The organism is Bradyrhizobium sp. Kon69 (assembly GCF_055807515.1).
This window is the reverse complement of record NZ_JBVVOS010000002.1, coordinates 420,814-445,083: the sequence shown is the minus strand read 5'-3', so window position 1 is coordinate 445,083 and position 24,270 is coordinate 420,814. Positions and strand designations below refer to the sequence as shown.

Sequence of the window (24,270 nt, the reverse complement as noted above, 5' to 3'; positions counted from 1 at the left end):
TCCATGTTGCTTTGTCCGCCCTGCGAAGGATGCGTGCCGTCAGGGTATAAAGCTTGGTTTGCGGCAGCGGAGTCAGGGCCCCAGGTCGGATCGGCAGCCCAATCGACAACAAAGTCGCACTTTCCTTCACCCGGAAAACGTCGCAGACCCGCATCGGCGGTGGCCCGATTAACATTGAAGAGACCTTCGTTACGAGGATTGTGAGTGCTGATTCCGAGCTGCACGATTTTGCGTGAGGATTTAATTGCATCCTGGAAAGTGGCCAAACACCCGGCAAATGCAGCAAGCCACGCTGAAGTGTCAGTCGAACGAAGATCGTTTTGTCCGGCCTGAACGAACAGGATGTTCGGGACATCTTTGAATGCGGCGATCACAGACGGTTGTCGGCCGAGCATATCTGCAAGAAGAGCACCATCCCTCGCAAAGCATTGCTGACTAGTCTCATGGACAGCGTTTGGTAGGTAGAGGGTGTGGTACGATATCGTCCTAGCCCCGCCATTATCGACACTGGAGCTTGAACCTTCGACGATGAGGTGACGCATCAGAGGCATTCACGTCGTCTCCCAGTTGCAGATCATCAGCGCAGCTGTACCAAGAGCATTTCGTCCCTACCTAGCTGCTCGGCGGAAGTGCATGGCGCCCTGCGCTGGTTGCAGAATCCGATCATGCTCCCCCCAAGTAATCTGATTCAGCGCCTTATTGTCCTGGTGCGACTTCCATTTGGAACGGGATCGAGCCGGGGCGTTTGTTCCTTGCAGCATAGGAGTTCAGAATGAGATCTTCCAGATTTCTCTTGGTAGCGGCGCTCGTTTTGACCAGCACCTCGGCTTTGGCACAAGCTGGCGGAGGTGGTTCAGGTGGAGCTTCGGGAGGAGGAACAGGCTCAGGCAGCACAGCGGGCGGCTCGATGTCGAGCAGTGGCACCGTGAACGGTACGGGTGGTTCGCCCGGACCTAACACGAGCAACGCTCTCAACCGTCAAACCACGGGAAATCGGCTGGGCGATCCGGCTAGGAATGAGAACAATGGCTCTTCGACCCCCGCCAGCGGCTACGTCAACGATCCTACGATGAACAAGGCTGTGCAGGATTTGGGTAATACGAATACGGGTATTGTAGCGCCTACGCGCTAGGCCTCCGCCACCGGCGGGCGACCCACAGTGAGCGCCCTGGGTGGAATTAGAGCGGCTACCGCACGCCACGACGTGAAGACTATGCGGCGCGGCCCGAACGGGTTTAGCCAGACGGGCTCTTGGACTGATAAGCTTTAGCGTGCGATCATGTCTGATGTGTTGCCGATCTGTGTGGCACACCGGGCGGTAGGATTTAGGCGCCACGTGTAGCGCGACGCTCCTCGCCGACCGTTCCAGTCTCATTTTCGCCGGTTGTTTATTCTAGAGGATCGTTTCCCTTCGGCTCTTGCAAGAATTTAGGCACGCGGTCTCGCGGGGCGGGGCGTTCGGATGGGTCGCGGCCGAGCTTGGACTGCAGCTCGACGAGGTCGGTGAAGACGTCGGCCTGGCGGCGCAACTCGTCGGCGATCATCGGCGGGTGGCTTGCAATCGTGGAAATCACGGTGACCCGCACGCCCAGGCGCTGAACGGCCTCGACCAGGGAGCGGAAGTCGCCGTCTCCCGAGAATAGGACCATCTGGTCGATGTGCTCGGCGAGCTCCATGGCGTTCACGGCGAGCTCGATGTCCATGTTGCCCTTGACCTTGCGGCGGCCGGAGGCGTCGATGAACTCCTTGGTCGCCTTGGTGACGACGGTGTAGCCGTTGTAGTCGAGCCAGTCGATCAGCGGCCGGATCGAGGAGTACTCCTGATCCTCGATGATGGCGGTGTAGTAGAACGCCCTAAGCAGGGTCCCGCGGCTCTGAAACTCCTTCAGCAGGCGCTTGTAATCGACGTCGAAGCCCAGAGTTTTTGCCGTCGCGTAGAGATTGGCGCCATCGATGAAGAGCGCGATCTTGTCGGTAGGTGAGTGGGACATCTGTCCAGGCTTTCGGTGGAGCAACTCGAGATTGAAGCATGCCGTAAATTTGCGACGCGGATGTTTGGTCGCATTCTATATGGATGGCTACCGGAGATCGTCGAGTAGCGTCATACATTTAAGCTTCAAATAATATCAGACCTATGCAGGCGTGGAACTCTACCACCGCCCGAAGGTTCTCCTGTCAAATTTGTAATGTATTCTCGATTTCCAAGTGCGTATTGAAGGTTTGCCTAATGAACGCCGGCGATTTTGCTCTCTTTGATCTGACCGTACAAAGACGCGGTCGTGGCTGGCGGTGGTCCGTCATTGACCGGTCAGGCACCCCTCTGTTGACTGGCACCGAGTGCAGCAGGACTGCAGCTCATTACAAGGCCACCAGGGCAATCTTCCAAATGTTATTGATGGCTCCGTATCGCGTTCGAATTTCTCCAGCAGCCTGGTCGCTCGCCTCGAAGATTGAGGCGCCACGCACCTCCCTAGACCCAGGAAGGCGCGGGTTGAGATCGAGGGGCTAAAAGGCTACGCCGGTCTAACGAGCTGCGTGCCGGCAGAAGATTGTCAATGAGGTCAAAGTTGATCAGAGGCGCGCGGTAAGAGCGGCGGAAACGGCGCATCTGATCACTGCATTTTTCGCCCGAGGTCTCTCAGGAGCGAGTGGAGAAAATCACTCGCATGGTCGTACCGCGCGCCGCCGCTGGCGATTTCACGGGCCCGCGGCTCCACTACACTACCGACGGTTTCTGGACCGAGTAGATCAGCTTTTTCAGACCATTGCTGCAGCAGGCGATCGGGAATGTATTCCGCAGACCCGAACAACGTCAAAAGGCAATCCTCGGCTTCGGCTTTGTGATCGTGATGAGCCTTCGCCCAGTACAAAGCGAATAGTCCACGAAAAGCATCACGGGAAACGGCTGGTTTTGCCATTGCAATGTCCCCGCAGAATTGAACTCTCAACGAAGAGGCCACCTAAAGGCGGCCTCAGGAGTTCATGAGTTGATCTAAATAACACGTACTGAAACGCCTGCCGCAGCGTTGCCGTTGCTTCAGAACCCGGGTGTAAATAGATGCGAGATGAACGTGCCAGCCCCGGTCACAGGAGCATGCCAATATGATTCGCTTCTGCCAACTAAAATCTGACGAATGCCGGGAAGTTTTGGCAATCCCAAACCTATGTTAATTTATGTGACGTACGCGTCGAGCCGTTCGGCGAGCCAAGCATGATGATCTATCAGGTTACGTGCTCGACGAACTCGACAACGCTGTGAGTTTGGTGCGCGACGAAGGTCGAAGCAAGGAAGGCCGCAGCGATGGTGGACGAACACCCCGTGGAACTTTGGTGCGATGGTCGTCGCCTCGCCTGTTTGCAGCCGCAGCTGGACTAGTCCGAGGCGCCGTCGAGGACGTCACGCACCTTCGCCGCCAGATCGCTGAAGCTGAATGGCTTCACGAGCAACTGCACGCCCTTGTCTAACCGGCCGTGGTGGATGATTGCGTTCCTCGCGTAACCGGTCGTGAACAGCACCTTCAAGGTTGGACGGACCGTCTTCGCCTGGGCGGCGACCTGTGCTCCTGTCAGGCCGCCTGGCAAAACAACGTCGGTGAAAAGGAGGTCGACCCGGGGCTGCCGCTCCAGGAGCCTTAAGGCCGAGGGTCCGTCGTGAGCCTCGATGACGCGGTAGCCGAGTTCGCGAAGAGTCTCGACCGAATATGCTCTCACCTCGTCATCATCCTCGAGGACGAGGACGGTCTCTTCCTGTGCGGCTTCGGGACTTGGATTGGACTCGACTTGCTCGGCACCCGCCGCCTGCGTCGCGAGCCGCGGCAAGTACAGCTTCACCGTCGTTCCCTGCCCCACTTCCGAGTAGATCTTGACGTGACCGCCGGACTGCTTGACGAAGCCATACACTTGGCTGAGCCCCAGTCCGGTGCCCTTGCCGACAGCTTTGGTCGTGAAAAAGGGCTCGAAAGCCTGAGCGACCGTTTTCGAATCCATGCCGACGCCCATGTCCGTGACCGCGATGGCAACGTACTGGCCCGGCACGACTTCGGTGTGCGCGGCGACGTACGCCTCGTCGATGTGCGCATTGCTGGTCTCGATCGTCAGTCGACCGCCATTCGTCATCGCGTCGCGGGCGTTCACGGCTAGATTGATGACAGCCGCCTCCAATTCGGCTGGGTCGGCTTCGACGCGCCACACGCCTGCACCAAGGACAGTTTCCACGTCGATCGTTTCGCCGAGCGTACGATGGATCATGTCAGACAGTCCGTTGACAAGTGCGTTCACATCGAGCGGCTTGGGATCGAGCGGTTGCCGACGCGAAAATGCCAGGAGCCGTTGGGTTAGGGTGGCTGCCCGCTGCGCGCCCGTCATCGCGTTTCGCGCCGCCCGCTGCAACCGACCCGATTCAGCCGGAAGATTACGTTGCAGGGTGTCCAGATTTCCCAGAATGATCTGCAGCAGATTGTTGAAGTCGTGCGCCACGCCGCCTGTCAGTTGGCCTACGGCCTCCATCTTCTGGGACTGGCGCAAGGCTTCCTCGTTCTTGCGCAACTGCTCGGTCCGCTCCGTCACCTGTCGCTCCAGAGTGGCATTGAGCTCGACCATCGCCTCTTGCGCCCGCTTCCGCTCCTCGATCTCTCGGTGCATGGCTTGGGACAGGCGGACGTTGTCGATCGCGACCGCGGCTTCGGCCGCAAGCCCGGACAGGCCCCGCTCCGACCGCTCGTTGAACACGCCAGTCCGCGCATGCCCGAAGAAAAGACCGCCGAGCACTTCACCCGTTCGGGATATGACGGATACGGCGAGATAACTCCGGACCGGCAGGTGGCCTTCAGGCATCCCTTTGCGGGGCGAGTTCTTCCCGTAGCGCGGATCTTTGGTGATATCGTCCGAACGAACGATCCCTTGGCCCAGAAAGGTGGGCGCGAACACCTCCGTGTTGCGCGGCATGGGGAATTTCGAGAATGCCTCGATCGGCGCTCCGGAGAGCGTATAGAGCATGTAGCTCTCGCTCGCATTGTTGATGACGTTGTAGAAGAAGGCGCCGAACTCGGCCCCCGTAAGCGCCACACCCGCATCCGTAACGATCTGAACGAGGCGCTCGAGGTCTGTCTCCGCTGCGAGCGCCGAGCCGGCACGGTTGAGCACTTCGAGCGCGTGCCGCTCTTCTCGGATAGCTTCCTCGGCTTCGCGCTGCGCCGTGCGATCCCTCAGGATCTTGATGAAACCTACGACATTCGATTTATCCCGGATCGGGCTGAGCTCTCCGACCGCCCAAAAACGTGAGGCATCCTTGCGAAGACGCCAACCTTCTTCGCCGCCGCCCTTGCCCTTTGTCATCGCGTCGGCGATTTCGCGGCTAAGCTGGGCCTGTTGGTCCTCCTCCGCAAAGACCCGGCTCAAGGAGCGGCCGATCATCTCCTCTTCTGTCCACCCGAGAATGTTGCAAGCGCCAACGTTCCAACTCGTCAGCCGGCCACGCAGGTCGGTGGTGACGATGGCGGTATCGGTCGCGCCGTTGACGATTTGCCTCCATTGCCATGCGGCAATTTCCGGCTTTTGATCTTCGCTATTTCGCGTCATGAGCCTCCCAGCGGGCCGCGCTCTTCTGGCGCCGACACGTCGGACACGCCGACCGTCACTTGCTTGATTGATGGATTGCCCCCATTGGCATGGGGCAACGATCAACGAAGGTTCCAGTTCCCGACAGCTTTACAATGATACCTGCGGCCGATTGAGCCGGTCGCACCTGAAATCGCTCCATGAGGGGTTTGCATAAAGCTCCAGAGCGAGATCAGTCGATCTATCTGTGCCTTGCCCCTGATAGCTCCTCGCGTCGAGGAGGCGCGCGACAACAGGACGACCGCCCAGAATCTGGTTCTTAAGCCGCAGCGGCTAAGACCACGGAGTTGCACACCGCATTCGGCGTGCGTTGCGCGCTGCGTGCCCGCGAGCATGGGAAGCCGCAGCCGCTCGCCATGGGCAAGCGAGAGGCCGTTGAAAGTCTAAGGCTTCGAAGCTGGCCCGGTACAGTGGTCGATTACTTCGTCTTTGCTGCCGATCGGAGCCCCTGGAAGCGTGTCGTTTTCCGTGCTCGCTGGGCTCGCTTCGCTGAATGGACTGCTGCTCCTGGTGTCGGCTTTACTCAAGCCACCACTGTTCCCATCTTTGACGGGCGCGGCCTCATCGTTGAGCTCGAAAAAGAACGTCGGCATGTCCGCAAATGCCGAGTGCCATTGGCGGTTCCTAGTTCTTATTGGCGCCTGGAAAAATACCCAGGACCTCGCCGTCTGCATTCCGAACGGTGACAGTTCGCCCAGTCGTCTCGGCCATCCGCTTCCCCACCGCGCAGGCCTCCTCCGCATTTTCCAGATCGAGAGCGACCACCGACAGCTTTGTTGCGCCAGCTCCTATGACGGCGATATCGAAGGGTTTGCTATAAGCCATATGGCGCAACTCCTGCTGTTGGCGGGTAGCGCGATCCTTGCTTGCTGCAACCGAGATTTAAGGATGAGACACTTTGTACACAAGTGAACACGGAACCTGGTCGCTCACGAATTGACGATACGCGAGCGGACGGAGGCCCTTAGACTTCCGACATCACCATCCGTAGAAGTTCTTGGCGATGGCCAGTGTCTCAAGTTCGCTCGTCTCCAAGGCTATCTTTTGCACCAGCATCACATCCCCTTCGACCAGCTCACCATCCGGAACAAAGCACCATCCCATTCCCAGTCGACGGGATGCATCGACCTCGCGGACATTGGCCGACGTGCCCCGACGGATGCGGTACCGCGTTCCCGTATCGGACCCGACCACTTCGAAATAGCCTTTCCGATCAAACTGCAATCGCTGCTGTGGGGTGAGCCAGCCCTGGAGCAGGCGCAGCCCTTTTTTTCGTCTCTCCTCCTGGCAGCTTCGGTATAAAGCCCCGCACGCCCGACGCCGAAAGAGGCTGAGGTAATGAAAACCAGTCACGACAATCACTCGTTCATTTGAAAGGCAGCATACGAATTCCAGAGTAGGATGCCGAGAAGCCAGCACACGTTCCTAACGCTCGATGCACGCGGATTTTCGTGCGAGGACTCGCCGTCACGCCTTGATCATATATATGGGCAATATCCGCCGCGCGCTGCTTGCTCTATGGAGCGGAATGCGGCCGAAGCGACCCGTCGCCTTCCAGGGGCATTCGCATCGTGAACCTAGTCTCTGTCTCGGACGACGCGACCTCAATCGAGCCCCCATGCGCCTTGGCAATTTCCGCCGCGATGTACAAGCCAAGTCCCAGTCCTTGCGAAGGACCGTGCGTCTTTCCTCGGTAGAACGGCTGAAACAGGCGCGTCCGCGCCTCTTCCGGAATAGCCGCACCTCCATTCGCCACCGAGAGGTCAAACATTTCTGCTTTGGCGGCAGCTTGGACCCGCACTGGCTGATCCGGCGCGCCGTGGCTGATTGCGTTGCCGAGCAGGTTCGAGAACAACTGGGCGATACGGGCCGGATCGCAGAAGACCGGGGTCTCGACCTCGAAGCTGGTTTCGATGCGGCGCTCCGGATGGGCCGCCGTCAATTCGGCGACGACCTGGTCGAGCACGGGTTCAATCGCCGTAATTGACTTGGACAGCGAGATGCCTCCGCCAAGGCGGCCTCGTGCCAAATCCATGACGCTCTCGATCATCTTGGCCATTCGGCCGACGCTGCTCTGCATCATGGCCTCGAGCCGCAGCGCGTCCTCCGGCGTCTTGGCCTTCAGCATCAGCCGTGCACCGGCCGCAATGGATGCGAGAGGGTTGCGCAGGTCGTGGCCGAGCACGGCGATGAACTGCTCGCGCAGTTCAGCATTTTCGCGCTCCTGTTGAAGGCGCTCCTCTAGAGCGGTCTTGAGCTCGTCGCTTTCCTTGCGGGCGTCGATCAGCCCGCGCTCATAGCGGCGCCGGTCCGCGGCACGCATGATCGTCAGACGAGTGAACAGCAGTGCGTCGCTATCATTTCGACGCTCGCGAGCGTTCGCGATTGCCGGCAGCCGTGCCCCGCTCTTGGTGAGGAGATCGAGTGCGAACTCGTCGAAGAAACCCTGCATGCGCAGCAGCGGCGAGACGTGGGTCTCCAGGAATATGCGTCCCGCCATGTTGAGCAGTTCGCTCACCCGCATCCCGGGAAGGTCGTCGGGCTGGTAGCCCATCCAGCCCGCCAGCGTTCGATTGGCACGATCGATGCGGCCGTCCGGACGAACGGAGAGGTACCCGCATGGCGCGTTTTCGTAGAGGTCTTCGAAATCGCTATCGGCGGGGTAATTATTGTTCACTCAGACGAAATCTCGGATTGCGGCAACGACTTCGTCAGGCGCGCTCAGGTTGGGACAATGGCCGGTTGCCTTCAGAACCACCATTTTGCTGTTCGGGATGTTGCGCTGCACGTACGCACCCACCTGCTGCCCGGCGATGATGTCTTCGCTGCACTGGAGGATCAGCGTGCGAGCGTTGACCTTGGCCAGGTCCGCGCGATTGTCGGAGAGGAACGTGACCCGGGCGAACTCCTTGGCGATCGCGGGATCGGTCCGGCAGAAGCTGTTGGTCAGTTCCTCGCCGAGTTCGGGACGGTCGGGATTGCCCATGATGGCAGGCGCCATCTGGGCCGACCACCCCATGTGGTTCTCTTCCAGGAAAGAAAGAAGCTCCTCGATCTGCTGGGAGCTGAAGCCGCCGACGTAGTCGCCATCGTCGATGTAGCGCGCCGAAGGGCCGACAAGGATAAGGCTCTCGAACAATGTCGGATCCTTGATCGCAGCGAGCACTCCGATCATCGCGCTGACGGAATGGCCCACGAAGACCGCGCCCTTCAGCCCGAGCGCGTGGCCAATCTCGACGACATCGTCGGCATAGCCGGACAATTTGGAATACTTCTGGCGATCGTAAGCGGCGAGGTCCGAGCGGCCCGCTCCGACGTGGTCGAACAGCACCGTGCTGAAATTTGCCTCGAACGCGGGCGCCACGAACCGCCACATGTTCTGATCGCACCCGAACCCATGAGCGAACATCATCGCACGCTCGCCGCGGCCGCGGACTTGCACGTTGTTGCGGAACTCGATCGACACTTGGTACCCCTGAGCGTGAGACAGTTCTTGTGGTTTCAACCAGCCTAGGGGGAACTGAATCCGTACGCATCCCCTTCGCGCGCCGGGCAGCTATGACGTTCGGATGAGGAGTTCGGACAGAGCCTCGACCAACTGCGCCGGCGCGAAGGGCTTGGGCAGGATCACGCTACGCGGCACACCGTTCGACACCCAGCGATGGGCGCTATCGCCGGAGACGTAGACGATTGCGCAGCTTGGATCGTGCTCCCGTACGCGACGGGCCAGCGCCCATCCGTCCATTCGGGCGCGGCCCAGATTGATGTCGGTGACCAGGGCTCGGGGCAGAGAACTCCCGCTGAGCAGGTCGGCAGCCTCCTCGCCGGACGCGGCGCTGAGGACGCCGAAACCGGCCTCCAGCAATGTCTCCTCGAGCATTTCGCGAAGAAGATCTTCATCCTCGACCAAGAGAACGATCGATCTCCCTCCGATGTCTTGGGAGTTCAGGTGCATCCTCTCGCATCTCTCATTTTCAGAGCCCCCTCAGACACGACGCAGGGGCTGCCAGCCACAACGTAACCAGAGGCAAACCGTTCACTTGCCGAGAGTGGGCGCTGCTGGTCGCGGAACCGCAAGCGAGAAATACTGATGACCCTATCCTGATTTTTTTGACGATAGTCAATCCACCATTGGTAAGGTGCTTCGGGTGCCGTCGCCACGCGTGCAGGGCGATCCGATGACTTGCCTGCACATCGGCGCCACGTGTGAAAGACCACGCGCCGACCCTCACAGCAGTCGTGCTCGTTCTAGCACGCGCGGCTAGGTCTACGCGAGCGAAAGTAGTTCGATTTTTGCGAGCCAGTGCTTACAGTTCGGTCGAACTGAACGCTGAATCGAGAGAACTGGTAATGCAATATCGAGCCTGCATCGTTGATGCGAATGGTCACGAGAACTCCCGCACATTCGTCTGCGCCAACGACGAAGACGCCGTCGTCTGGGCGAGGCAGATGCTGCACGGTAATTTCGTCGAACTCTGGTGCGGTGAGCGACTGGTGAAGCGTTTGCTTGCTTCAGAGGACAGCCGGGCCATAACGCATGAGGTGCATGAAGGTCGAATGGTGCCAAAAGGAAAAGAATGAGCTACCTGCAACGCGGGCTTATGGAGCCGCGATGCTGACCGTCTCTTCAATGATCCTCGTTTCGTCGCCCTCGCCCGCCAGTATTGCGCTGTAGTAGCCATGGAAGGGCTGATCGCCCACTTTGGCCTGCCACTCTCCGACGTTGAGTATGAACGAACCTTCGCGTCGAGATATGACACGCCTGACGGAGTAGTCGTGCAGTCCTATCTTTAGGGCTTGTTGGAAACTTCGTCGTATGGCATCGCGGCCCTGGAAGATTCCGCTAGGAGTGACTCTGATTGCGTTCTCGTCAAACGCTGCCCCCATTGCCTCAAGGTCGCCCCGATTGTACGCGGATGCAAAATTCTTCTGGAGATTGGCGCTCGCACTCTCGGCCGATAGCTTCTCTTGCCCGAGTGCCAGCGAGATCGAGATAAAGAGCAGGAACGCGACCGCGACTGTGGTTCTCACCATGAATGGCTCCGTTGTTGGTAGTTTCAGATCAGGCTGACTTACCGTGGCGCTGGCTGGTTTCTGTCGGCGTGCACCTTGCCCACCTGATGAAGTCGCGGTCTACGGCGCACCACCTTCTTTTCAATTTTCCGAGTCCGACGGGCGTTTGAAGCTGCGATTGTGCGCCCCAATACGAGGCCAAAGTCGGGCAGTCGCTAAGATCGAAACGCCGGCGAAGAAAGCCAGCGCAGTCGTCCCAATGCTCACGAATTATTGTCCCATTGCTCCAGCTTCCTCGCTGGCGGAGGGCCTATTCAGGCAGCCCTGCTGCAACCAGCTCGACACCGAGCTTCGATGCGAGAGCCGCCTCGCAACCGACGCCGGCAAACTGTCGGCTAATCCGGAAATTCGGCTGCAGCTCAAGCACCCGGGCCGCAGCGGCCCTCGCCTCGTCGAGCCGGCCGAGGGCGACCAGAGGTCCAATCAGAATAACGTAGTTGATGCTGTGGGCCGGGTTCGACTGAACCGCGTGGTAGGCGGCCTTGGCCGCTTGCTCCCACCGACTTTGCAGGAAATGCCCGATCGACTGCGAACCGAACGCCGCGAAGGCCCAAGGATCGAAAGGGCTAAGCCTTAGGCCGCGCTGCCCCCACGCGATCGCCGGCTCGGCTGCCCCTGCCCAGCTATGTACGACGCTGCCGAGGATGAAGCCGAGCGCAGTCGATGGACTCAGCGTAAGCGCGGTTTCGAAGGCGGCGAAGGCTGCGGCGCGATCGTGGGCGTCCATTCCGAGCGAGAAGCCGGCGAAGGTGAGCGCCAGTGCATCGTCGCGCCCGTGCTCCAGTGCGAGGCGGGCGTGGCGCACGGATTCCAGGCGATGTTCCTCCTTGAGACCGGCCCGCAGGAATAGATTATGGTGCGCCATGGCCGCGAGGCCGTGCGCCAGCGCGTAAGCGGGTTCGAGAGTGAGCGCGCGCATCAGCAGCGGCAATGCCGTCTCGGCACGGTCCGGCATTCCGGAATCGACATCAGGTTGCGCACGAAGAACGAGCTCGTACGCATCAAGGCTTTCGGGGCGCTTGCGGCGGACACGCTCGACCTCGGCCTTGCGGAGGCTTGGCTCGATGGCGCCGACCACTGCGAGCGCTATCTCATCCTGCAGTGCGAAGACGTCTTCGAGCGTGCGATCGTAGCGCTCCGCCCAGATCTGCACTCCAGTGCCGCTGTCGGCGAGCTGCACGTTAATGCGTACGCGATTGTGGTTCCGCCGGGCGCTGCCTTGCAGGACATAGCGAACGCCAAGATCGCGCCCGACCTGCTTTACGTCCACTGCAACGGCGCGATACACAAGGCTCGAACTGCGAGCGATCACGACGAGCCACTTGATGCGCGACAGCCCAGTGATGATGTCATCGACCATCCCGTCGGCGAACCAGGAGCTGTCCCCCGAATGCTCGAACGGCAGCAACGCGATTGAGGGCCTTTCCGGGATGGGCAGCTCTGGAGAGTTCATCTCCCTCACCCCAGACTCGCTCCGCATAACCGGCGGGCCCACATAGCGGTAACCACGACGCGGGAGGGTCTCGATCCAGCCGGCACCGCCCTCGTGCTCCAGCGCGCGCCTAAGGGCGGCGATCTGGACAGTGAGGTTGCTGTCCTCGACGGCAAGGGCCGGCCAGGCCGCCTCGATCAGCGCGTCCTTTGAGACAGGAGATCCGGCACACTCCAGAAGCACGCGCAGCAGAGCTACAGCACGACGGCCAAGGAGAGCCGGCTCACCCGCCCGCAACAACATGGCAGCCTCCCCATCGAGCGCAAAGGGGCCGAACTTGTAGAGAGCCGATGGGGTATGGCGGTCCATTTGAGGGAGATTTTGCAACAATTTCGGAGTTCTTTCACGACCTTTCGTCGACGCGAGCGCAGTCTCAGGCCACGTGTCCGAACACCAAAACTGCGGAGGAACCCGATGTCAGCAAAGGCGATCATCCGCCGGCCCGGCCAGGGCAACAGCGTGACCTTGGCGGGCCAACCGATGGCTTTCCTCGTGACGGGTGAGGACACCAAGCACACCTCGATGTTCGAGTGGACGATTCCTCCAGGCTTCGCCACCGGGCTGCACGTTCATCGGGTGCAGGAGGAGACGTTCTATGTACTGGAGGGAGAATGCGACTGGCAGGTCGGAGAGGAACGCGTGCGTGCCGCGGCGGGCACCTACCTGTTTCTGCCTCCCGGCGTCCGGCACAACATCGCTAACTCTACCGACAAGCCGGCGCGCGTGTTGATGACGGTATCGCCGCCGGGGCACGAACATTATTTCGCGGAGTTGGCGGAGATGGTGGCTGAGGGTGGTGCGGCGGACCCGGACCAGATCGCGAGTTTGAGGGCCCGGTACGATACGGACCAGATATCGGCGCTGAGAGACTACGCCATGAAGCCATGATTTAGGGGTGGCGGAGTCCTTGTGGTCAAAAGGCCTCACCTGCGCTGGTCCGCGGTGCTGCGCTCATGAACTCTACCGGATCTCCGGGACGAGATCGTGCGTATGCGTGGGCAGATCCGCGCCTAGGAGCGCGAAATCCACAGGGCTGCGGCAGGGGTCGCGACGTCTCCGCCGGACCTCTGCTCTCGACGATGCGGGCCAAGTTCAACGACCTCTGCCGGAGGTCGAAGGGCTGAGATCTTCGTGATCTTTTGCAGCGGGCTGCGGCCATGCTCGGAACGAGGTGGCGCAGCGGGTATTGCTGTCTTCATGGAGGACAGGAAGTGGATTGCCATCATGATCGCCTCGATGCTGCTGTTGGTCGGGGTCGCTGCCTTGCTGGTGCAGCAACCGGAGCTAGTAGTGACCGGACATTCGGTCGTGAGCGGCCGCCCCTCGGCCTTCTGAGAAGATGGGCTGGTCAGTGCAGTTCCATCATGCACCCAGAAGTATGCAAGTACACCGCCGGATCTGGTCGCTTCACATAAAGCCGGGATTCCGAGGCAGGTACTGGGCCCAACTGCCGAAATCGCGAGATGACATCAGCAGCATCGGGAATTTGATCCGCATGCCGTGCTCCAGCGCCGTCGCCAGGGTGGCTTCGCTGGCGCCTGGCAGAAATGCCGATACTTGCGGTGCTCCACTCTCGACAGCCAACCCTAGCGCCGTCCTGAAGGCTGTGGCTACGGCGCCGGACCGCAGGACCGCGAGCGGACCGATATGGCCGCCGTCGTCGATGTAAACGTAGCCGGCCCAATCATGTCCGTCGTACAGGCTGAAGCCCCGCGTCGAGCTGTCGTTGATGAGATAGCGATGGTGCTTTTCACGGGATACACCAAGCACCAGTTCGTCCGCCTGCGCGAGGCGAGCCATGGAGGAAGCGGTTTCGTCGAGCGGAGCGCATTTGAATCGCGGGCCGTTCAGGCTGTCGATCAAATGCTCTCGGGGCACCCTGACGGTGTAGATCAGAAACCCGGAAACTATCGGGGCCAGGACGCGGGCGAAATCTCGAAGCATCATCAAAACAGAACAAGCTTGGGAGACTTAGGACCAACCTGTTCGCGTGCGTGCCCGAGTCACACGGGCCAAGCGGCTGCCCCACGGGGATGATCGATTCGTCAGCGAAGCCAGTCCCACAATGCACTCAGCATACTTCGAAGTGTACGTATCCTTTCAACGCCGAAGGCAGTCCAATCTGATTTGGACCTGCTGCCGCCGATGCGCCCCCCGTTGGTGACTTGAACGGCGGGCTCGGCTTGAGGTCCGTTTTGTGTCTTGAGCAAGTTGGGTTCGGCCGAACGGCAGACGTCACGACAGGAACCGCGCGATGCCTTCACGGATACAAGCCAATATTTCGTCCTGCCGCTCCTCGAGACGGGACACCGGGCCGCCGACACCGAGGACCAGGTCGCGGCCGAAATCGCGCTTCGGCAGCAGGACCGCGATCACGCCAGCGTCCTGGACGATGATGTGTCTTGAGAACATGTAGCCGTCGCGCCGGATGCCGTTGACGATCTTCATCAGCGCATTCAGCTCGAAGTGCTCTTCCCGGGGGCAGACAGCGTTGATGCGGCGCAGGAGCCGCTCAATCTCGACATCGGTATGGCCGCTGAGCAGCGTGCGTCCGATGCCGCTGATCGCAAGCGGCCGGACGTCGCCGGATTTCACTTCGAACCGCAGGCGCTTGCTGGTTTGTAACGCGTGAATGTACTGCGCATGCAGATCGGACTGCGTGCTGATGCTGACGAGCTCGTCGAGTTTCCCATGGACGAAATCGACCAGCGCAAGGATTGCGCTGTCGCCGAACAACCCGCTGTCCAGCCAGCGGCCCATCTGGGCGATGCGCATGGTCGGCATGTAGGTGCGATTGTAGCTGTCGTAAAACAGGTACCCCAGCATCGCCATGCTCTTGAGCAAGGCCGCGGCACTCGAAGTCGGATAGTCGCACTTCGTCGCCACTTCCTTCAACGAAATTGGACGCTTCACTTCCTCGAAGTACTCGAGGACTTCAAAGATCCGCTTGGCTGATTTGATGCTGGAGCTCATCATTTACACATATCTGGAATGTAATTGGCTGATAGGTACCTTGACGAGTCGAGCCGATTGCGGAATTCGGCCGCAGTCTAGCCCCTCCCTTCTATGACAACAAGCATCTTACACATATATAGAAATAGAACCATGTATATGTAACATGATGGACTCAGAAGAGCCCTGCCTCTAGTCTTGCAGCGGCCGGAAAGGCCGCGGCGTAGCAACCGTTCAAGAATGAAAAGCGCCCGCCAAGGTGGCGCACGCTTGCAGGGAGGGCGTGATGAAGCCGGGAATGAATTTGTCCATCGCTATCGACTGATGTCGTCGGTTCGACCTGTCTTCGCTTGGGCTCCCGCCGCTGAACCCAACCCCTTCGCGACCATGCTTCCAGAGATCAACCATCGCGCTCGGCGACGGCTCGCAAGCCATCGTGTGCAGCGGCGGCAACACCTAGACCGAACAGGGATTTGCTTCCATGGACTACCGATTGCCTGAAGGCAGCTGCGATTGTCATTTTCACATCTACGGCCCCTTCGATCGCTTTCCGCCTGGAAATGAGGGCCGCTTCACCGCCGCAAAGCCATTCACAATCGAAGACGCCTTTGCCATCTGGGACAAGCTCGGCATCACGCGCGGTGTCATCGTCCATGCGGTCGGATCAGGAGACGACAACGCCGTCACTTACGATGCGCTGCGCCGCTACCCCGACAGGCTTCGTGCCGTCGCAATCCTGCGGCCCGATGTCTCGGATCGGCGGCTCGATGAACTCACCAACATCGGCTTCAAGGCGGTGCGCGTCACCATGATCCGGCAGGACGGCAAGCCGGTCTCAACGCTCGGCACCAGCTACGACGATCTGGTCAAGCTCGCCCCCCGCATCGCGGAGCGGGGTTGGCATGCGCAGCTCTGGATCGAGAGCTCGGATCTTGCCGCCACCGCGGCCGAGCTCGAGAAACTGCCACTGAACTACGTGATCGACCACATGTCACGGACCATGGCCGACAAGGGACACGATCATCCGGATTTCCGCGCCTTCACCGACCGGCTGAAGACCGGGCGCTACTGGACCAAGATCTCCGGTGCCGACCGCAACACGCGCGTCGGCCGCCCCTATGCGGACACGGCGCCCTTCATGCGCGCCATCGTCCAAACAGCGCCCGACCAGGTCGTGTGGGGCAGCGATTGGCCCCATGTCGGCCACAGCGCCGAGACGATGCCCGATCTCCAGGACCTGCTTCGTCTGCTGCACGACTGCGTCCCCGACGAAGCCACCCGCCGCAAGATCCTGATCGCCAACCCGGCGCGGCTCTACAATTTCTGACAGGATCGAGGACACCTTGGACAACAACAAGAAGCTGCCGCTCGACGGCGTGATCGTCATCGACCTCGGCCAGGTCTATCAGGGCCCGTATGCCGGTTTCCTGATGGCGCAGGCCGGCGCGACCGTCATCAAGGTGGAGCCGCCGAACGGCGAGCCGGTGCGTCATCGCGCCCGCATCAGCAAGGGCAACGCCGTCCCGTTCGCAATGCTGAACGCCAACAAGCGCAACATCAGCCTGAACCTGAAGTCGCCCGACGGCGTCAGGGTCCTGAAGGAGCTCGCGTCGAAGGCCGACGTGCTGATCGAGAACTACGCCCCCGGCGTGCTCGATCGACTGGGCGTCGGCTATGCTGCACTCAGCGCCGTTAATCCGCGGCTGATCTACGGCTCGGCCACCGGTTACGGCCTGTCCGGGCCCAGCCGGGACAATCTGGCGATGGACCTCACCATCCAGGCCGTGTCAGGCATCATGAGCGTAACGGGATTTGCCGAAGGTCCTCCGGTCAAGGCTGGTCCAGCCATCACCGACTTCATCAGCGGCGTGCATCTCTACGCCGGCATCCTCACGGCCCTTTACGATCGGGAGAAAAGTGGCCGCGGCCGACTGGTCGAGATCGCGATGGTCGAGACCGTCTATCCGGCGATGGCCTCGAACCTGGCCGATGTCTTCAACCGTAAGGCGGCGGCCCCCCGCACCGGCAATCGTCACGGCGGGCTCGCCGAAGCGCCCTACAATGTCTATCCGGCATCCGACGGCTATGTCGCCATCATCAGCGTCAACGAATCCCACTGGACCCGACTAACGCGCGCGATGGGACGGCCGGAGCTGGCCGACGATATCAGGTTCAAGACCGTGCTAGACCGCTTGAAGCACATCGATCTGACGGACCAGATCGTGTCCGACTGGTCCTCGCAGCTCGCGCGCGACGAGATCACCGAGCTTTGCCGCGTCAACAGGGTGCCCTGCGCCGCCGTTCGCGACCTGCGCGAAGTAACCGAGGACAAACACCTCCACGCCCGCGGCATGTTGCGCGAGATCTCGCATCCGGAATACGGCGACATCCTCGTTCATCGCAGCCCGCTGGTGCTGCACGATACGGCGACGCCCGAGTACGTTCCGTCCGCGCGTCTCGGTCAGCACAATGGAGAGGTCTTGTCGGAATATCTCGGCCTGTCCAGCAGCGAGATTGATGAGCTACGCCGCTCCGGCGCCATTGCACAACAATGACGAACGTCGAGGGGCGAATGCCCCGGTCCGCCAATTCAGGGGAAGATCACAATGGTCAAGCTGTTTGAAAGCATTGCATTCCGCGGCGTCGAGCTGAGCAACCGCATCGTCGTTTCGCCGATGGGGATGTATTCGGCCGTGAACGGCTACGTCACGCCGTTCCACTTGGTTCACTATGGCAAATTTGCCCAGGGCGGGGCCGGGCTCGTCTTCGTCGAGCAGACGTCGGTCTCCCGGAGGGGGCGCATTACCAATGGCGATCCCGGACTATGGGAGGACGGCCAGATCGACGGCATGCGTCAGATCGTTCATGTCATCAAGTCGCACGGCTCAAAGGCAGCGATCCAGATCAATCACGGCGGACGCAAATCGAGCCAGCAGCGCGCGTTCCGGGGCAATAGCCATTTGACGGACCGCGATATCGAAATGGGAGAGGAAACCTGGGTGCCCACGGGGCCGTCGGATGTGGCATTCTCTGATGGCTTCCAGACTCCCATCCCTCTCAGCAAGGACGGACTCGTCGGCGTACGCGATGCCTTCGTCGCCACGGCGCGTCGGGCTGTGCTTGCGGGCTTCGACATCATCGAGCTTCACATGGCTCACGGCTATCTCCTGCAATCGTTCCTGTCGCCGCTCGCCAATTTCCGCACCGACGAATACGGCGGCGACCTCGAAAACCGGATGCGGTTTCCGCTCGAAGTGACGCGTGCCGTGAGGGCCGCACTTCCCTCGTCTACGCCTCTCTTCGTGCGCATCTCCGCGACCGACTGGATCGACGGCGGCTGGGAAATCGAAGACAGCATCATTTTCTCCCACAAATTAAAGGAGCTCGGTGTCGATCTGGTCGATTGTTCGACGGGCGGCAATCTTCGCGCGGGATCGACCAACGCCAATCTCGGTCGCGGTCCAGGCTATCAGGTGCCGTTTGCCGAACGCATTCGCCGCGAGGCCGACATTGCGACGGGCGCGGTTGGCATGATCCGGACCCCGGACTTTGCAGAGAAGGTTCTGCAGGACGGCAGGGCCGACCTCATCTTCATGGCACGCCAGATGCTCTACGATCCGTTCTGGGCGCTTCACGCCGCGGAGCATTTCGGGCTGACCGGTCATTTCGAGCAATGGCCTGAGCAATATAGCTGGTGGCTTGCCAAATGGGGCGGAGCCCTTCGTGCCGCCGGAGAAAGTCTGGACGGGGTCGAGCGATAGATACCGCGAGGCGGCCGAATAGATCGGTCGCCAACGCGGCTGGTGTCGCAAGATCAATCCTGATCTCGAAAGTCAAAAAAAATTCAAAGGGGAGTGAAAAATGAGAAATGTACTGGCTGCGTCGATGGTTTTCCTCAGTCTTGCTTCGGCTCACGCGCAGACGCCTGCGTCGAAGCCGGTCAAGCTCGGCGTGCTCAACGATCAGTCGGGCCAATATGCGGATGCCGCGGGGCCCGCAGCCGTTGAAGTCGCCAAGATGGCGATCGCCGATTTCGGCGGAAAATTGCTGGGACGGCCGATCGAGCTCGTGTTCGCTGATCACCAGAACAAGACGGATATCGCCTCGGGCATCGCCAGGCGATGGATCGACACGGAGAACGTCGATGTCATTCTCGATATCGGAAACTCCGCGGTCGCGCTGGCTCTGGCTGATCTGGTCCGGGACAAGAACAAGATGATGATCGTGTCGTCGGCCGGCGCATCCGCCATCACGAACGAGAAATGCTCTCCCAACACCTTCCAGTGGACCTACAACACCTACACCCTGGCGCGCAGCACCGCGAAGGCGCTTTTGGGACAGGGTGGCAACGAATGGTACTTCCTGACGGCCGACTATGCTTTCGGACAAGCTTTCGAGAACGACGCGTCCGCCGTGCTCAAGGAGTCCGGCGGCAAGGTGGTCGGCTCGGTGCGGCACCCCTTCAACACCAGCGACTTCTCGTCGTTCCTGCTGCAGGCGCAGAACTCGAGCGCCAACGTGCTGGCTCTCGCCAATGCCGGCGGCGACACAACCAATTCGCTGATGCAGGCGCACGAGTTCGGCCTGCTCGGACAGAAGAGCAAGATGAGGGTCGCGGCTCTGCTGTTCCAGATCACGGATGCCAAGTCGGTGGGTCTTCCCAATCTGCAGGGTCTGTACACCTCGGAAGCCTTCTATTGGAATCGGAATGACGGTTCGCGCGCGTTCGGGAAGCGCTTCTTCGACAAGGTCGGCCGCATGCCGACCATGGTCCAGGCCGGGATGTACTCGGCCACCTTGCACTATCTGAAGGCCGTCGAAGCTGCTGGAACCCTCGACACCGCAGCCGTGCTCGCAAAATTCCGTTCGATGCCCGTGAGCGACTTCTTCTCGGAGAAGGGTTACGTTCGGGAGGACGGCATGCACATCCACGACTACTACCTGCTGCGGGCAAAGACGGTGGAGCAGTCCAAGGAGCCGTGGGACTTCTACGACGTCGTCGCAACGGTCCCGGCCGAAGACGCCAACATTCCCCGCGAACAGAGCAAGTGTTCGCTGATGAAGAAGTTCTGATCTCCAGGCTTCGTGAAGGATCTTTGAGCGGCAGCCCGGTGCTGCCGCTCAGGGCGCAGCTTCCAGCGCTCGATCGGGATGAAGTGGCCGGCTTGGCTTCCGGTCCCGCAGAGTTTATGCTTATCTCGCAACGAACCCGAATTGAGGATCTCGACGACACGCTTCGGAAAATGGTGGTCCATGACCGATCAGGCGCGAGAAGCTGTCGAGCTGCTGCTCAAGAATCGTCAATCGGACAATCGGCAATCCTATCTCGTACGCGGCCGCCGGTACGAACAACTCTCCGCCAACGATCTTTGCAAGCTCTGGGCGGAGCAGATGAACCGCTGGGCCGACGACTCGATCGCGTTCGACCAGAGAGCCCTCAACGATCTTGGGGTCGAGATGGGATTGCGGGAGATCGCACCGCCCCTGGAGCAGATCGCGGAAGCAAGGCAGAAGATTCTCGCGAAATCGGGAAAAGCGTTGGCGACAATTCTTGCAGACCATCCCGACACAGAATAGCGGAGGTCAACGGTCGCGTGAACGACGCCGTCCAGCCAACAAGGTATCGTCAGCCCCTCTTTTCACATCCATAGAAATGCGATGCCGTCCCTGACGTGCATTGGCATATGTGGGCCAGCTCCCTAATCTGAAATCAACAAGGGAGGCCGGATGAACGAGACGCTGCTGTTCTCACCACTACGTATCCGTGGTGTCGAGATCAAGAACCGGATCGTGGTCCCGCCGATGCTGCAATACGTTGCAGAGCGCGGCTTTCCGACCCCCTGGCACATCACCAATGCGGGCAAGTTCGCCGCAGGCGGCGCGGGCCTTGTCATCGTCGAGTCGACCAAGGTCGAGCGCCGCGGCTGCGGGACGGTCGGGGACCTCGGCATCTGGGACGACAAGTTCATCGCGCCGCTTCGCGACATCGCGAGCTTCATCAAGTCGAACGGCGCTGCAGCCGGCATCCAGCTTGGACACACCGGCCGGAAGGGAAAGGCCCGGCGTCCCTGGGAGGGAGATGGAACCCTCTCCGCCCAAGAGCTTGCAGCCGTCGACGACGTCGACGGCTGGGGCCTGATCGGTCCGAGCGCGCTTGCGTTCGGCAATGGCTATTTCACGCCGCGCGCACTGGAGCGTCACGAGATTCCTGATGCGATCGACGCCTGGGGCAAGGCGGCGGCGCGCGCCGACCAGGCCGGCTTCGACGTCGTCGAGCTGCATGCCGCCCATGGCTATCTGATCCATTCGTTCCTGTCGCCTGAGGCGAACGAGCGAACAGACGACTATGGCGGCAGCGAAGCCAACCGGATGAGATTTGCCATCGAGGTCGCCGAGTCCGTGCGCGCCAACTGGCCGGCGCCAAAGCCGCTGTTCGTCCGTCTTTCGATCGAAGACGAGGCGGGCTGGGGTCCGGCTGAGAACGCCAGGCTGGTCCGCATCTTCAAGACGAAGGGCGTCGACGTCATCGACTGCAGCACCGGCGGCCTCAACAGTAAGGTCCCCAACTTCTTCCGCCTCAACGAGTACGGCTATCAGGTCCAGTTTGCGGACTATATCCGCCGCGAGGCAGACATCATGACCATGGCGGTCGGCCTCATCATTCACGGCGATCAGGCCGAAGCGATCCTTCAGGACAAGAAAGCCGACCTCGTCGCTGTCGGCCGAGAGTTCATCCACAACCCGAACTGGGCGATGGACGCGGCGCAGAAGCTCGGCGTCGATCCGACCTTCAGCGCGGTCCCGCCGCAAATGGGCTACTGGCTCGAAAAACGGGCCCGCCGCGGCTTTGGCGGAAATCCCTCCACGTGGCAAAAGGGCATCGCGTCGGAAAGCTGATCTCCGCCGGGCGCTGTTGTGTAGCGACATTGCCTGTGCTGATTGTTTGCGAGGCGTGCTGCGGCTCGCCTCGTGAACATCCAGCAATTACGGGCTATGACCAGACATGTCGTACGAAGACTTGATCAAGCAGACCGAGGCGCGACGGCCGGCGGCGTGGGAGTTGCTAGGCGTCGGCGCCGTTTCCTATGATCAGACACGCGATCGTGTCGTGATCGAATGGCATGCCGAGCCTCGGCATTGCCATTCCACCGAAGGGCATCCCAGGGGCGGCATCGTACAGGGTGGAATCGTGACGGGCTGGCTCGATGCGGCCATGGCGACCGCGAGCCTGCTGCGCGGCGAGTACCTGATTACAGTCGCGAGCCTCGAGATCAAGGTCGCATTCCTGCTGCCCGCACACCCGGGCCTGTATCGGGCTTACGGCAAGGTCGTCCGGCAGGGACGCAGCGTCGGCTTCCTGGAAGCCGAGCTGCGGGATTCAAACGACGTGCTCATCGCAACGGCGAGTTCGACAGCGGCTCTACGGCCCAAGAACCCCGCCGGGACCAGCCCCGCGTAATCCTTTCGCAGCTCTCGGCTCTCAGAAGCCGTAGAGTCTGGCCGGATTGTCGATCAGGATCTTCCTGCGGACGGCCTGGTCGGGCACGCAGCGCCTGAACAGATCCATCAGCACGGACTCCTTCGGGACGGCGTCGTCGGCGTGGCCGACGTGCGGCCAGTCGCTGCCCCAGACCAGCCGGTCGGGGTTGGCCGCGACCAGCGCCTTCATGAAGTCCTCAGTGTCCTTGTACGGGCTGCCGACTCGCGTGTTGCGATCCGCACCGGACAGCTTGCACCAATAGCGGCCGCTCTTGAGGCCGCGGTCGCAAAACCACTGGTAGCCACTGTAATTGACGGTCTTGTCTGCCATGGTGCGACCCTGATGGTCGATGACGAAGTCGAGCGGGAGCTTCTCGATTTCGGGCGCCAGTTGCTGCAGATCGCCGGTCTCGATCCAGAGCTGCGCGTGCCAACCGCGCTCGGCGATGCGCGGCGCCAAGGCCTTCAGGTCGTCCAGATTCATGCCGCCGCCCGACAACACGGGCTTGCCGTCCTGATACAGGAGATTGATGCGCACGCCCTTGAAGCCGGCATCGGTCAACTCGTCCAGCCGCTTGTCTGTGACATCCTGATTGAGGATCGCGACGGCGCGCAGTTTGTCCGGAAAGCCCTTCAAGGCCTCGAGCGTCACCTCGTTGTCCGAGCCGGCATTGCCGGCATGGACGATCACGCCGCGCGAAATGCCGATCGTCTTCCAGACGTCGAACAGCATATCGACTGGGAACTCCTGCTTCGGAGCGAATTTTCCGGAATAGTCGACGGGGAAGCGATCGAACGGCCCATAGATGTGGACGTGGCAATCGCAACTTCCCTCCGGAAATTTTTCGAGCTTTTCCGTCATGGTGACCTCACTTGCCGGTGAAATTGGCGGACCGGCGCTCCGCCGTGGATTTGACCCCTTCGCGGAAATCGGCGGTCACGCGCAGGCGATTCTGCTCGGTGAGTTCGTGATCTGTCGCATGCTTGACGCGGTCCGCGAGTCCCACGCGCATGGTGGCGCGGGTCGACAGAAGGCCGAGCGGCGAGCATTCGGCAATTTCCTGCGCGAGCGACATCGCGGCCGCGCGAACTTGGTCCTGAGGGACCAAAACGCTCGCCAATCCCATCGCCAGTGCCTGCTCACCACTGACGCGCCGGCTGGTGTAGAACATCAACTCGGCGTTCGGCTTGCCGATCGCCTCGGGCAGCGTGACGGTCAGTCCGAAGCCGGGATGGAAACCCAGGCGCGTGAAGTTCGCGGCAAAGCGGGCCTCGGGACACGTCACGCGGAAATCCGCCGACATCGCCAGACCAAAGCCGCCGCCGATTGCCGCGCCCTGCACCGCTGCGACGATCGGCTTCTTGTTCCGGAAGATGCGCACGGCCTCTATATAGAGGTGACCGCCGTCTCGCTGGTCGCCACTGGCCGGCGCGTCCCGGGCCGGCGTATTGAAATCCGCGCCGGCGCAAAACGCCTTGCCCTGCGCGGCAAGGACGACGGCGCGGATCTCGCCGTTCGCATCGATCTTGTCGAGTGCGTCGGCGATGTCCCGAATGAGCTGGAGATCGAAATAATTCAGCGGTGGCCGCTGGATCTCGATCGTTGCGACGTGGCCTTGCGTGGTAACCGCGATATCAGTGCTCATGTGGAGTCAGAT

At 60.9% G+C, this 24,270-nt stretch carries 25 protein-coding genes; 10 read left to right on the top strand and 15 right to left on the bottom strand.

The features are described 5' to 3' along the window. The 9 genes from AC0L3U_RS04355 to AC0L3U_RS04315 all read right to left on the bottom strand — a co-directional run. On the bottom strand, nucleotides 1-551 hold a 551-nt coding region (locus AC0L3U_RS04355; RefSeq protein WP_473360821.1), incomplete at its 3' end, for an SGNH/GDSL hydrolase family protein. An 837-nt stretch (nucleotides 552-1,388) separates the two neighbouring features. Next, entirely contained in the window at nucleotides 1,389-1,991 is a 603-nt protein-coding gene (locus tag AC0L3U_RS04350; protein WP_473360820.1) for a LabA-like NYN domain-containing protein, read from the bottom strand. 621 nt (nucleotides 1,992-2,612) lie between these two features. After that, nucleotides 2,613-2,918, bottom strand: a complete 306-nt coding sequence (locus tag AC0L3U_RS04345; RefSeq protein ID WP_085357201.1) for a hypothetical protein — start codon at nucleotides 2,916-2,918, stop codon at nucleotides 2,613-2,615. A 454-nt stretch (nucleotides 2,919-3,372) separates the two neighbouring features. Further along, entirely contained in the window at nucleotides 3,373-5,577 is a 2,205-nt protein-coding gene (locus AC0L3U_RS04340; RefSeq protein ID WP_473360819.1) for a PAS domain S-box protein, read from the bottom strand. A 663-nt stretch (nucleotides 5,578-6,240) separates the two neighbouring features. Then, entirely contained in the window at nucleotides 6,241-6,441 is a 201-nt protein-coding gene (locus AC0L3U_RS04335) for a hypothetical protein (RefSeq protein WP_473360818.1), read from the bottom strand. A gap of 153 nt (nucleotides 6,442-6,594) precedes the next feature. Further along, the gene (locus AC0L3U_RS04330) at nucleotides 6,595-6,969 is read right to left on the bottom strand and encodes a hypothetical protein (RefSeq protein ID WP_473360817.1); all 375 of its coding nucleotides are present in this window, start codon (nucleotides 6,967-6,969) and stop codon (nucleotides 6,595-6,597) included. A 163-nt stretch (nucleotides 6,970-7,132) separates the two neighbouring features. Then, entirely contained in the window at nucleotides 7,133-8,293 is a 1,161-nt protein-coding gene (locus AC0L3U_RS04325; RefSeq protein ID WP_473360816.1) for a PAS domain-containing sensor histidine kinase, read from the bottom strand. Beyond that, nucleotides 8,294-9,028 (bottom strand): alpha/beta fold hydrolase, encoded by a 735-nt coding sequence (locus AC0L3U_RS04320; protein ID WP_473360829.1) that lies wholly within the window; start codon nucleotides 9,026-9,028, stop codon nucleotides 8,294-8,296. Nucleotides 9,029-9,172: 144 nt separating this feature from the next. Beyond that, the gene (locus AC0L3U_RS04315) at nucleotides 9,173-9,526 is read right to left on the bottom strand and encodes a response regulator (RefSeq protein WP_473360815.1); all 354 of its coding nucleotides are present in this window, start codon (nucleotides 9,524-9,526) and stop codon (nucleotides 9,173-9,175) included. A 440-nt stretch (nucleotides 9,527-9,966) separates the two neighbouring features. Between AC0L3U_RS04315 and AC0L3U_RS04310 the strand changes: the two genes are divergently transcribed. Beyond that, nucleotides 9,967-10,197, top strand: a complete 231-nt coding sequence (locus tag AC0L3U_RS04310; RefSeq protein ID WP_473360814.1) for a hypothetical protein — start codon at nucleotides 9,967-9,969, stop codon at nucleotides 10,195-10,197. Between the two features lie 18 nt (nucleotides 10,198-10,215). Here the strand turns inward: AC0L3U_RS04310 and AC0L3U_RS04305 are convergent, their stop codons facing one another. Further along, nucleotides 10,216-10,650: a YybH family protein gene (locus AC0L3U_RS04305; RefSeq protein ID WP_473360813.1), complete on the bottom strand. Its 435-nt coding sequence runs from the start codon at nucleotides 10,648-10,650 to the stop codon at nucleotides 10,216-10,218. 289 nt (nucleotides 10,651-10,939) lie between these two features. After that, nucleotides 10,940-12,490 (bottom strand): winged helix-turn-helix domain-containing protein, encoded by a 1,551-nt coding sequence (locus AC0L3U_RS04300; RefSeq protein WP_473360812.1) that lies wholly within the window; start codon nucleotides 12,488-12,490, stop codon nucleotides 10,940-10,942. A gap of 105 nt (nucleotides 12,491-12,595) precedes the next feature. Here AC0L3U_RS04300 and AC0L3U_RS04295 point away from each other — a divergent pair, with 105 nt between their 5' ends. Both AC0L3U_RS04295 and AC0L3U_RS04290 read left to right on the top strand, forming a co-directional pair. Further along, on the top strand, nucleotides 12,596-13,069 hold the full coding sequence (locus tag AC0L3U_RS04295) for a cupin domain-containing protein (RefSeq protein ID WP_473360811.1): 474 nt from the start codon (nucleotides 12,596-12,598) through the stop codon (nucleotides 13,067-13,069). A gap of 309 nt (nucleotides 13,070-13,378) precedes the next feature. Next, nucleotides 13,379-13,516: a hypothetical protein gene (locus tag AC0L3U_RS04290; RefSeq protein WP_473360810.1), complete on the top strand. Its 138-nt coding sequence runs from the start codon at nucleotides 13,379-13,381 to the stop codon at nucleotides 13,514-13,516. Nucleotides 13,517-13,588: 72 nt separating this feature from the next. Here the strand turns inward: AC0L3U_RS04290 and AC0L3U_RS04285 are convergent, their stop codons facing one another. Together AC0L3U_RS04285 and AC0L3U_RS04280 are read right to left on the bottom strand one after the other, a co-directional pair. Further along, entirely contained in the window at nucleotides 13,589-14,044 is a 456-nt protein-coding gene (locus AC0L3U_RS04285; protein ID WP_473360809.1) for a hypothetical protein, read from the bottom strand. A 372-nt stretch (nucleotides 14,045-14,416) separates the two neighbouring features. After that, nucleotides 14,417-15,157 carry an IclR family transcriptional regulator gene (locus AC0L3U_RS04280; RefSeq protein ID WP_247300438.1) on the bottom strand — a complete coding sequence of 247 codons (741 nt, stop codon included), beginning with the start codon at nucleotides 15,155-15,157 and terminating at the stop codon, nucleotides 14,417-14,419. Between the two features lie 457 nt (nucleotides 15,158-15,614). Between AC0L3U_RS04280 and AC0L3U_RS04275 the strand changes: the two genes are divergently transcribed. From AC0L3U_RS04275 to AC0L3U_RS04245, 7 genes are all read left to right on the top strand, one after another. Continuing rightward, nucleotides 15,615-16,460: an amidohydrolase family protein gene (locus tag AC0L3U_RS04275; protein ID WP_473360808.1), complete on the top strand. Its 846-nt coding sequence runs from the start codon at nucleotides 15,615-15,617 to the stop codon at nucleotides 16,458-16,460. Between the two features lie 16 nt (nucleotides 16,461-16,476). Further along, nucleotides 16,477-17,688 carry a CaiB/BaiF CoA transferase family protein gene (locus AC0L3U_RS04270; RefSeq protein WP_473360807.1) on the top strand — a complete coding sequence of 404 codons (1,212 nt, stop codon included), beginning with the start codon at nucleotides 16,477-16,479 and terminating at the stop codon, nucleotides 17,686-17,688. A gap of 51 nt (nucleotides 17,689-17,739) precedes the next feature. Continuing rightward, complete coding sequence (locus tag AC0L3U_RS04265; RefSeq protein WP_473360806.1) at nucleotides 17,740-18,894, top strand: NADH:flavin oxidoreductase/NADH oxidase; 1,155 nt, start codon at nucleotides 17,740-17,742, stop codon at nucleotides 18,892-18,894. A 100-nt stretch (nucleotides 18,895-18,994) separates the two neighbouring features. Beyond that, nucleotides 18,995-20,206, top strand: coding sequence for an ABC transporter substrate-binding protein (locus AC0L3U_RS04260; RefSeq protein WP_473360805.1), 1,212 nt, complete (start codon nucleotides 18,995-18,997; stop codon nucleotides 20,204-20,206). 180 nt (nucleotides 20,207-20,386) lie between these two features. Next, on the top strand, nucleotides 20,387-20,710 hold the full coding sequence (locus tag AC0L3U_RS04255; RefSeq protein WP_106950580.1) for a hypothetical protein: 324 nt from the start codon (nucleotides 20,387-20,389) through the stop codon (nucleotides 20,708-20,710). A 150-nt stretch (nucleotides 20,711-20,860) separates the two neighbouring features. After that, complete coding sequence (locus AC0L3U_RS04250) at nucleotides 20,861-22,030, top strand: NADH:flavin oxidoreductase/NADH oxidase (protein WP_473360804.1); 1,170 nt, start codon at nucleotides 20,861-20,863, stop codon at nucleotides 22,028-22,030. 106 nt (nucleotides 22,031-22,136) lie between these two features. Continuing rightward, nucleotides 22,137-22,592 (top strand): PaaI family thioesterase, encoded by a 456-nt coding sequence (locus AC0L3U_RS04245; RefSeq protein WP_473360803.1) that lies wholly within the window; start codon nucleotides 22,137-22,139, stop codon nucleotides 22,590-22,592. Nucleotides 22,593-22,613: 21 nt separating this feature from the next. Here the strand turns inward: AC0L3U_RS04245 and AC0L3U_RS04240 are convergent, their stop codons facing one another. Further along, complete coding sequence (locus AC0L3U_RS04240) at nucleotides 22,614-23,474, bottom strand: amidohydrolase family protein (RefSeq protein WP_473360802.1); 861 nt, start codon at nucleotides 23,472-23,474, stop codon at nucleotides 22,614-22,616. A gap of 7 nt (nucleotides 23,475-23,481) precedes the next feature. After that, nucleotides 23,482-24,258 carry an enoyl-CoA hydratase/isomerase family protein gene (locus tag AC0L3U_RS04235; protein WP_473360801.1) on the bottom strand — a complete coding sequence of 259 codons (777 nt, stop codon included), beginning with the start codon at nucleotides 24,256-24,258 and terminating at the stop codon, nucleotides 23,482-23,484. Between the last annotated feature and the right edge of the window lie 12 nt (nucleotides 24,259-24,270).